Consider the following 10,266-nt stretch of genomic DNA (forward strand, 5'->3'; position numbering starts at 1 on the left):
GTCGCTGGCGGTTAAACTTAAAAACATCCAACCTGATTGAAATTCGACATTATATGGAACTCAGAGCGACAACATTGGGCAAACGCATGGCTCAACACCCTTATGACAGGGTGCAACTTCTTAATGCCGGAGTAAAGGTTTCCGGTGATAGCCATGAATATCTTATACCTTTCAATCAGTTATTATCTATTCATTGCAAGCGTGGGCTAGTGTGGGGAGAGCTGGAATTTATCCTCCCGGGCGAGAAAGTTGTGCGATTGCATGGTACCGAATGGACCGAAACTCAGCGTTTTTACCATCATCTGAATGCTCTCTGGCAGCAGTGGAGCGCGGAAATGAGCGAGATTTCCGCCGATCTGCTGCGCCAGCAGTTGGCTGATGTGGCGCGTTCAAGCGCCGAGGGTAAATGGTTGACGCGTCAGCAGGTGTTCGATATTCAGCAGAAAATTCGCCATGCCCTTAGCGGCCTCCCCGTGCCGACAAGCCGCCTTGAGGGATTTGAAAACTGCCGCGAATTATGGCGGCAGTGCCAGAGTTGGTTGGGGGATACGGAAAAGGCCAGGCTTGAGCATAACCAAAAATTTACTGAATCAATGCTGGAACAATATCGGGGATTTTTTGCTGCAGTTGAATCATCGCCGCTGAATCCGGCTCAGGCGCGCGCCGTGGTGAACGGCGAGCGTTCATTGCTGGTACTGGCAGGGGCCGGAAGCGGTAAAACCTCTGTTTTAGTGGCGCGAGCAGGTTGGCTATTGACCCGGGGCGAAGCGGCAGCTGAGCAAATTTTGCTGCTGGCTTTTGGTCGACAGGCCGCGCAGGAGATGGATGAGCGCATTCGCGAACGCCTCGGAACCGACGAGATCTCCGCGCGCACTTTTCATGCTCTGGCTTTGCATATTATTCAGCAGGGCAGTAAAAAAGCGCCGATGATTAGCAAGCTGGAAAACGACAGCGCTGCGCGGCAAAAACTTCTGCTCGAAAGCTGGCAGCAGCAGTGTCAGGAGAAAAAAGCGCAGGCGAAAGGCTGGCGACTGTGGCTGGAGGAAGAAATGGGCTGGCCGATCCCTGAAGGTGATTTCTGGCAGGATAAAAAGCTGCAGCGCCGCATCGCCAGCCGCCTCGATCGCTGGGTTAGCCTGATGCGCATGCATGGCGGCTCGCAGGCTGAGATGATCGCCGGGGCGCCTGAGGAGGTACGCGATCTTTTTAGTAAGCGCGTCAAGCTGATGGCCCCTTTACTAAAAGCCTGGAAAACGGCGTTAAAAGATGAAAATGCCGTCGACTTCTCCGGTCTGATTCATCAGGCGATAAATATTCTCGATAAAGGCCGCTTTGTCAGTCCGTGGAAGCATATTCTGGTGGATGAATTTCAGGATATCTCTCCGCAGCGGGCGTCACTACTCGCCGCGTTACGTCGACAAAATACGCAGACCACGCTGTTTGCCGTTGGCGATGACTGGCAGGCTATCTATCGTTTTAGCGGTGCTCAACTCTCTTTGACGACGGCTTTTAATCACTATTTTGGCGAAGGGGATTGTTGCGCGCTGGATACGACCTACCGATTTAATAGCCGGATAGGCGAGGTCGCAAACGGATTTATCCAGCAAAACCCGCATCAGTTGACGAAACCACTCAACAGTCTGATTGCAGGCGACAAAAAAGCGGTGACGTTGTTAGCGGAGGATAAACTCGACGATCTGCTCGATAAAATGAGCGGTTACGTCAAGCGAGAACAGCGGATCTTGCTGTTAGCGCGTTACCATCATTTGAAGCCAGCGGCGCTGGAAAAGGCTGCAACACGCTGGCCCCATCTTCAGCTCGATTTCATGACTATTCATGCCAGCAAAGGGCAGCAAGCAGATTACGTCATTATCCTTGGTCTTCAGGACGGTGATGATGCGTTTCCGGCTTCGGCGCGTGAGTCGATTATGGAGCAGGCACTGCTACCACAACCGGAGGATTTTGCCGATGCAGAAGAGAGACGTTTGCTGTATGTCGCACTTACGCGCGCGCGTCTGCGGGTCTGGTTGTTGTTTAATAAAGAGCAGCCGTCACCGTTTGTTGATATGTTGAAGGCGCTGGACGTGCCGGTTGCGAGAAAGCCGTAATGACTGGCGGCGAGGCCGCCAGCGTGGTTTATTTCAGACGCTCAGCGAGATAACGCTGGTAATCAGGAATCAAAATATCGACCGGATCGCTAAAGTGGGGAGACTGGATGATAAAGTCGGCGGTCGAGACATTCGTTGCAACGGGAATATTCCACACGGTTGCCAGACGGAGTAACGCTTTAACATCAGGGTCATGCGGCACCGCATTCAGCGGGTCCCAGAAAAAAATCAAAATATCAATTTTACCTTCTGATATCAGGGCTCCTACCTGCTGGTCGCCGCCCATTGGGCCGCTCAGCATAGCGTGCACCTCCAGCCCGGTTGCGCGTGATACCAGATTACCGGTTGTACCTGTTGCCGATAGCGTATGTTGTGCCAGAAGTTGCTGGTGGCGCTCTACCCATTTCATCAGCATATCTTTACAGTGATCGTGAGCAACCAGCGCAATATGTTTACGTGCTGGCAGTGTACGTGTTGTTAGTTCCATCATTTCATTCCACATTTTGGCCTGCAGACAGATTACTGGAAGTGTCTGCTGCTGCAAGCATCGGGATGAAAAAATTTGACGCATCTGTGGGTTAGCACTAATGCTGGTTTATTCGGATTAGCATACACTTGGGCTAAATAGCAGGAGGATGATGATGAAAGAGAACGATATCGCAGGTATTCTGACCTCGACCCGGACTATCGCCCTGGTGGGGGCAAGCGACAAACCCGATCGCCCAAGCTATCGGGTGATGAAGTACCTTCTGGAGCAGGGATATCACGTCATTCCGGTTTCTCCTAAGGTTGCGGGTACTACGCTGCTGGGGCAAAAAGGATATGCCACGCTGGCCGAGGTGCCGGAAAAAGTGGACATGGTTGATGTCTTCCGCAACTCAGAAGCAGCCTGGGGCGTTGCCCAGGAAGCGGTGGCTATCGGTGCTAAAACTTTGTGGCTACAGCTAGGGGTCATCAATGAACAAGCGGCAGTGCTCGCCCGAGACGCCGGTCTAAACGTGGTGATGGATCGCTGTCCGGCGATAGAAATTCCGCGATTAGGATTAGCCCGCTAAACCTAAAACCCCGCTTGACGGGGTTTTTTATTATGCATATGCATTAAATTATTTGTGGGTAGTATTTTAATTAAAACTACATCGAAACGTTTCTTTAATTTCCGATAACTCACATTAACTTTGTGGGTTTAAAAGACACTCTCTGAATTCCCTCTTGCTTATTAATAAATTTCCCCATTCACAAACAATTTATTTTTATAAGTAAACCATTATAAATATAATGGATATTGCTTAAAATTTACTTTAAACTTTAAATTATTTTTTGCTTTTTCTTGCATGATTTTTTTGAGAGATATCACAGATATTTTTCTATTATCATAAAAATGGCGGTTTAACGCTATTAGAAAAGTATTATCCATGACTTTATCTTTATTGTAATAACCGTGAGTAACCGTTTTAATTATCTCTCTTATTAACATCTCAAAATGTAAGCTCATTATTTTAACATTATGTAATATATGGGGTTTGTGTTATTTCAGGATGTGAATGGAATGTTTTCCCTCTCCTTGCGGGACTGCAAGTTCTGGTATATCTAATAAGATGCCTAATTAAGAATTATCTCATACCTCTGACTGCGTCTTCATTTCAAGGGTGTAACCTGATGAAAAATATAAATGTGACAGTGAAAGAAACGGGTGTTGAATACACCGTTGATGGCAATCTAATTAATCTCAATACGCAGTCAGTGGTTCTCCTGCACGTCAAGCGTGAAGATATTAGCTCGTATACCCGGCAAGGTAATGATCTGGTTCTAAAACTCCACAACGGCGATACCGTTACTATTAAAAACTTTTTCGTTGTGGATGAGCATGGACAGCACAGTGATTTGGTGCTCATGGATGATGAGACCGGCGCACTATGGTGGCTGGAAGGTGCGGGTACCGATGGGGCCCACTATTCGCTGATTAGCGATCTCTCAGAAGTCATCGCCTCCGGAGGCGCAGGGCAAAGTATTGCCGGATGGGTAATGGCGGGCGCGGCTTTGCTGGGTATTGCGGCAATGTTTGCTGGTACCTCAAATAAAGATCACCACTCTTCGATTTCAGAAACTGACTCAGATGCGGACAGTGATTCGGACTCCGACAGTGACTCGGATGCTGACGGCGATTCGGATGCGGACAGCGATTCTGACGCTGACAGCGACTCGGATAGCGACAGCGATTCAGATTCCGACAGTGACTCGGACTCTGACAGCGATGCCGATTCAGACAGCGATGTGGACTCCGACAGCGATTCGGATTCCGACAGCGATTCGGATTCTGACAGTGATTCTGACTCTGACAGCGATTCTGACTCTGACAGCGATTCCGATTCTGATAGTGACTCGGATTCTGATAGTGACTCGGATTCTGATAGTGACTCCGATTCTGACAGTGACTCGGATTCTGACAGTGATTCCGACTCCGACAGCGATTCGGATTCTGACAGCGATTCGGATTCTGACAGCGACTCGGACTCTGACAGCGACTCGGATTCTGACAGTGACTCGGATAGCGACAGCGATTCCGACTCTGACAGTGACTCGGACTCCGATTCTGACAGCGACTCCGATTCCGACAGCGATTCGGATTCGGACAGCGACTCGGATTCGGACAGCGATTCCGACTCCGACAGCGACTCGGATTCCGACAGTGACTCCGATTCTGACAGCGATTCCGACTCTGACAGCGACTCGGACTCCGACAGCGACTCCGATTCTGACAGTGACTCCGATTCTGACAGTGACTCGGACTCTGACAGCGACTCGGATTCGGACAGCGATTCGGATAGCGACAGCGATTCCGATTCTGACAGCGACTCGGACTCTGACAGTGATTCGGACTCTGACAGCGACTCGGATTCTGACAGCGACTCGGACTCCGACAGCGACTCCGATTCTGACAGTGACTCCGATTCTGACAGTGACTCGGACTCTGACAGTGACTCGGATTCGGACAGCGATTCGGATTCGGACAGTGATTCCGACTCCGACAGCGACTCGGACTCGGACAGCGATTCGGATAGCGACAGTGACTCGGATTCTGACAGTGACTCGGATAGCGACAGCGACTCGGATAGCGACAGCGATTCCGATTCTGACAGCGACTCGGACTCTGACAGTGATTCGGACTCTGACAGCGACTCGGATTCGGACAGCGATTCGGATAGCGACAGCGATTCCGACTCTGACAGTGACTCGGATTCCGACAGCGATTCGGATTCGGACAGTGATTCCGACTCCGACAGCGACTCGGACTCGGACAGCGATTCGGATAGCGACAGCGACTCGGATTCGGACAGTGATTCTGACTCTGACAGTGACTCGGATTCCGACAGCGATTCTGACTCTGACAGCGATTCCGATTCTGACAGCGATTCCGATTCTGACAGCGACTCGGATTCGGACAGCGATTCCGACTCCGACAGCGATTCGGACTCTGACAGCGACTCGGACTCTGACAGCGATTCGGACTCCGACAGCGACTCGGACTCCGACAGCGATTCGGACAGCGATTCCGACAGCGATTCCGACTCCGACAGCGACTCGGATTCGGACAGCGACTCGGATTCGGACAGTGATTCAGACTCCGACAGCGACTCGGACTCTGACAGTGACTCCGACTCCGACAGCGACTCGGATAGCGACAGTGATTCTGATTCCGACAGTGACTCGGACTCTGACAGTGACTCGGACTCTGACAGCGATTCCGACAGCGACTCGGACTCCGACAGCGATTCTGATACTGAAGCACCCACTGCAGCACAGAACATCACGGTTAATGACAATGTTGGTTCCATCACTGGTGCGCTTCATTCCGGTGATGTGACCGATGATACAACGCCGGAGATCAAAGGGACGGCAGAAGCGGGCGCCACGATAACGATTTATGACGGCGATACCGTACTGGGTTCAGTGGTTGTGGATCAGGATGGCAACTGGAGCTTTACTTTACCGGAGCTTAGCGAAGGTCCTCATAGCCTGAGCGCTACGGTGACGGACAAGGCCGGGAACGTCAGCGAGCGCTCTCCGGTGTTTGAGCTGACAATTGATACCACCGCGCCGTCTGCCAGTGCGCCGGAGGTGACCGACGACGTGGCCGGGCACACCGGCCCGCTGGCCAGCGGCGATCTGACCAACGACGCGACACCGACCCTGAGCGGTACCGCCGAGGCGGGGGCCACGGTCACGATCTATGACGGCGACACGGTACTGGGTACGGTGGTTGCCGGGGAGGACGGACGCTGGAGTTTCACGCCGGACACCCTGAACGAGGGCAGCCACAGCCTGAGCACCACCGTGACGGACAAGGCCGGGAACGTCAGCGAGCGTTCCCCGGCGTTTGAACTGACGATTGATACCACCGCGCCGTCTGCCAGTGCGCCGGAGGTGACCGATGACGTGGCCGGGCATACCGGCCCGCTGACCAGCGGCGATCTGACCAACGACGCCACGCCGGCCCTGAGCGGTACCGCCGAGGCGGGCGCCACGGTCACGATCTATGACGGTGAGACCGTACTGGGTACCGTGGTTGCCGGCGAGGACGGACGCTGGAGCTACACCCCTGATGCACTGGATGAAGGCAGCCACAGCCTTAGCACCACGGTGACGGATAAGGCGGGGAACGTCAGCGAGCGCTCCCCGGTGTTTGAGCTGACAATTGATACCACCGCGCCGTCTGCCAGTGCGCCGGAGGTGACCGACGACGTGGCCGGACACACCGGCCCGCTGGCCAGCGGCGATCTGACCAACGACGCCACGCCGGCCCTGAGCGGCACGGCGGAGGCGGGGGCCACGGTCACGATCTACAACGGCGACACGGTGCTGGGTACCGTGGTTGCCGGCGAGGACGGACGCTGGAGCTTTACGCCGGATACCCTGGACGAGGGCAGCCACAGCCTGAGCACCACCGTGACGGACAAGGCCGGGAACGTCAGCGAGCGCTCTCCGGTGTTTGAGCTGACGGTGGACACAGTCGTGACTCCGGTCAGCGGTCTGCAGGTGACCGACGATGTGGCCGGGCATACCGGCCCGCTGGCCAGCGGCGATCTGACCAACGACGCCACACCAACCCTGAGCGGTACCGCCGAGGCGGGGGCCACGGTCACGATCTATGACGGTGACACGGTACTGGGTACAGTGGTTGCCGGCGAGGACGGACGCTGGAGCTACACCCCTGATGCACTGGATGAAGGCAGCCACAGCCTGAGCACCACGGTGACGGATAAGGCGGGGAACGTCAGCGAGCGCTCCCCGGCGTTTGAGCTGACAATTGATACCACCGCGCCGTCTGCCAGTGCGCCGGAGGTGACCGACGACGTGGCCGGACACACCGGCCCGCTGACCAGCGGCGATCTGACCAACGACGCCACACCGACCCTGAGCGGTACCGCCGAGGCGGGGGCCACGGTCACGATCTATGACGGCGACACGGTACTGGGTACGGTGGTTGCCGGTGAGGACGGACGCTGGAGCTACACCCCTGATGCACTGGATGAAGGCAGCCACAGCCTGAGCACCACCGTAACCGACAAGGCCGGGAACGTCAGCGAGCGTTCCCCGGCGTTTGAGCTGACGATTGATACCACCGCGCCGTCTGCCAGTGCGCCGGAGGTGACCGACGACGTGGCCGGACACACCGGCCCGCTGGCCAGCGGCGATCTGACCAACGATGCCACGCCGACCCTGAGCGGCACGGCGGAGGCGGGGGCCACGGTCACGATCTACGACGGCGATACCGTACTGGGTACCGTGGTTGCCGGGGAGGACGGACGCTGGAGTTACACCCCTGATGCACTGGATGAAGGCAGCCACAGCCTGAGCACCACCGTGTCCGACAAGGCCGGAAACGTCAGCGAGCGTTCCCCGGCGTTTGAAATTACAGTGGACACGACGGTGACTCCGGTCAGCGATCTGCAGGTGACCGACGATGTGGCCGGGCATACCGGCCCGCTGGCCAGCGGCGATCTGACCAACGACGCCACGCCGGCCCTGAGCGGTACCGCCGAGGCGGGCGCCACGGTCACGATCTACGACGGTGACACCGTACTGGGTACGGTGGTTGCCGGGGAGGACGGACGCTGGACTTTCACGCCGGACACCCTGAACGAGGGCGACCACAGCCTGAGCACCACCGTGACGGATAAGGCGGGGAACGTCAGCGAGCGTTCCCCGGCGTTTGAGCTGACGGTGGACACAGTCGTGACTCCGGTCAGCGATCTGCAGGTGACTGATAATGCAGGAGAAGACACGGGTACACTGAACAGCGGCAACGTAACGGATGATGCCACGCCGACCCTGAGCGGTACCGCCGAGGCGGGCGCCACAGTCACGATCTATGACGGCGACACGGTACTGGGTACGGTAGTTGCCGGGGAGGACGGACGCTGGAGCTTCACACCTGATGCGCTGGACGAAGGCAGCCACCGCCTGAGCACCACGGTGACCGATCTGGCCGGGAACGTCAGCGAACGCTCCCCGACTTTTGAGTTAACTGTCGATCTCAGCGACGACACCGACAGCGACTCGGATAGTGACAGTGATTCGGACTCTGACAGCGACTCGGATTCCGACAGCGATTCGGATTCCGACAGTGACTCGGATTCGGACAGCGATTCGGATAGCGACAGCGATTCTGACTCTGATAGTGACTCGGACTCTGACAGCGACTCCGACTCCGACAGTGACTCGGATTCGGACAGCGACTCGGACTCTGACAGCGACTCCGACTCCGACAGCGACAGCGACTCGGACTCTGACAGCGACTCCGATTCCGACAGCGATTCGGACTCTGACAGTGATTCGGACTCTGACAGTGATTCGGACTCTGACAGTGATTCGGACTCTGACAGTGATTCGGACTCTGACAGCGACTCGGACTCCGACAGTGACTCGGATAGCGACAGCGACTCGGATTCAGACAGCGATTCCGACTCTGACAGTGACTCGGATTCGGACAGCGACTCCGATTCCGACAGTGATTCGGATTCTGACAGCGACTCGGATAGCGACAGCGATTCGGATTCCGACAGCGATTCCGATTCTGACAGCGACTCGGATAGCGACAGCGATTCGGATTCCGACAGCGATTCCGATTCTGACAGCGACTCGGATAGCGACAGCGATTCGGATTCGGACAGCGACTCGGATTCTGACAGCGACTCGGATAGCGACAGCGATTCGGATTCGGACAGCGACTCGGATTCTGACAGCGACTCGGATAGCGACAGCGATTCCGATTCTGACAGTGACTCGGATTCCGACAGTGACTCCGACTCCGACAGCGATTCCGACTCTGACAGTGACTCGGATTCCGACAGCGACTCGGACTCTGACAGCGACTCGGACTCTGACAGTGACTCGGATTCGGACAGTGACTCGGATAGCGACAGCGATTCGGATAGCGACAGCGACTCGGATTCGGACAGCGACTCGGATTCGGACAGTGATTCAGACTCCGACAGCGACTCCGATTCCGACAGCGATTCCGACTCTGACAGTGACTCGGATTCCGACAGCGACTCTGACTCTGACAGTGACTCGGATTCCGACAGCGACTCTGACTCGGACAGTGACTCCGATTCCGACAGCGATTCGGACTCTGACAGCGACTCCGACAGCGATTCGGATTCTGACAGCGATTCGGATTCTGACAGCGATTCCGACTCTGACAGCGATTCGGATAGCGACAGCGATTCTGACTCTGACAGCGACTCCGACTCCGACAGTGACTCGGACTCCGACAGCGACTCCGATTCCGACAGTGACTCGGATAGCGACAGCGATTCGGACTCTGACAGTGACTCCGACTCCGACAGTGACTCGGATTCTGACAGCGACTCCGATTCCGACAGCGATTCCGACTCTGACAGTGACTCGGATTCTGACAGCGACTCCGATTCCGACAGCGACTCGGACTCTGACAGCGACTCTGACTCCGACAGCGATTCCGACTCCGACAGCGATTCTGACTCTGACAGCGACTCCGATTCCGACAGCGATTCGGACTCTGACAGTGATTCGGACTCTGACAGTGATTCGGACTCTGACAGTGATTCGGACTCTGACAGTGATTCGGACTCTGACAGTGATTCGGACTCTGACAGTGATTCGGACTCTGACAGTG

At 55.6% G+C, this 10,266-nt stretch carries 5 protein-coding genes; 3 read left to right on the forward strand and 2 right to left on the reverse strand.

Annotated features, from left to right (window positions below; all coding sequences use genetic code 11):
• Positions 1-53: 53 nt before the first annotated feature.
• Positions 54-2,108: a DNA helicase IV gene (gene helD / locus K2184_RS12480; protein WP_163525118.1), complete on the forward strand. Its 2,055-nt coding sequence runs from the start codon at positions 54-56 to the stop codon at positions 2,106-2,108.
• Positions 2,109-2,136: 28 nt separating this feature from the next.
• Here helD and mgsA read toward each other — a convergent pair whose 3' ends face one another.
• Complete coding sequence (gene mgsA / locus K2184_RS12485) at positions 2,137-2,595, reverse strand: methylglyoxal synthase (RefSeq protein ID WP_163525164.1); 459 nt, start codon at positions 2,593-2,595, stop codon at positions 2,137-2,139.
• A gap of 154 nt (positions 2,596-2,749) precedes the next feature.
• On the opposite strand from mgsA, the gene K2184_RS12490 reads away from it, so the two are divergent.
• Positions 2,750-3,163: a CoA-binding protein gene (locus K2184_RS12490; RefSeq protein WP_004100789.1), complete on the forward strand. Its 414-nt coding sequence runs from the start codon at positions 2,750-2,752 to the stop codon at positions 3,161-3,163.
• 209 nt (positions 3,164-3,372) lie between these two features.
• On the opposite strand, the gene K2184_RS12495 is transcribed toward K2184_RS12490, so the two are convergent.
• On the reverse strand, positions 3,373-3,600 hold the full coding sequence (locus K2184_RS12495; RefSeq protein WP_064374117.1) for a hypothetical protein: 228 nt from the start codon (positions 3,598-3,600) through the stop codon (positions 3,373-3,375).
• Between the two features lie 164 nt (positions 3,601-3,764).
• Between K2184_RS12495 and K2184_RS12500 the strand changes: the two genes are divergently transcribed.
• A partial coding sequence (locus tag K2184_RS12500) for an Ig-like domain-containing protein (RefSeq protein ID WP_439237757.1) occupies positions 3,765-10,266 on the forward strand: 6,502 nt, incomplete at its 3' end.

It is taken from the genome of Klebsiella sp. K5-306 (assembly GCF_051835185.1).
Taxonomy (GTDB): Bacteria; Pseudomonadota; Gammaproteobacteria; order Enterobacterales; family Enterobacteriaceae; genus Klebsiella; species Klebsiella oxytoca.

Excerpts from the sequence above, each read along its gene's own strand:
- helD (WP_163525118.1), top strand. The coding sequence starts at position 54 with ATGGAACTCAGAGCGACAACATTGGGCAAACGCATGGCTCAACACCCT.
- mgsA (WP_163525164.1), bottom strand. The coding sequence starts at position 2,595 with ATGGAACTAACAACACGTACACTGCCAGCACGTAAACATATTGCGCTG.
- K2184_RS12490 (WP_004100789.1), top strand. The coding sequence starts at position 2,750 with ATGAAAGAGAACGATATCGCAGGTATTCTGACCTCGACCCGGACTATC.
- K2184_RS12495 (WP_064374117.1), bottom strand. The coding sequence starts at position 3,600 with ATGAGCTTACATTTTGAGATGTTAATAAGAGAGATAATTAAAACGGTT.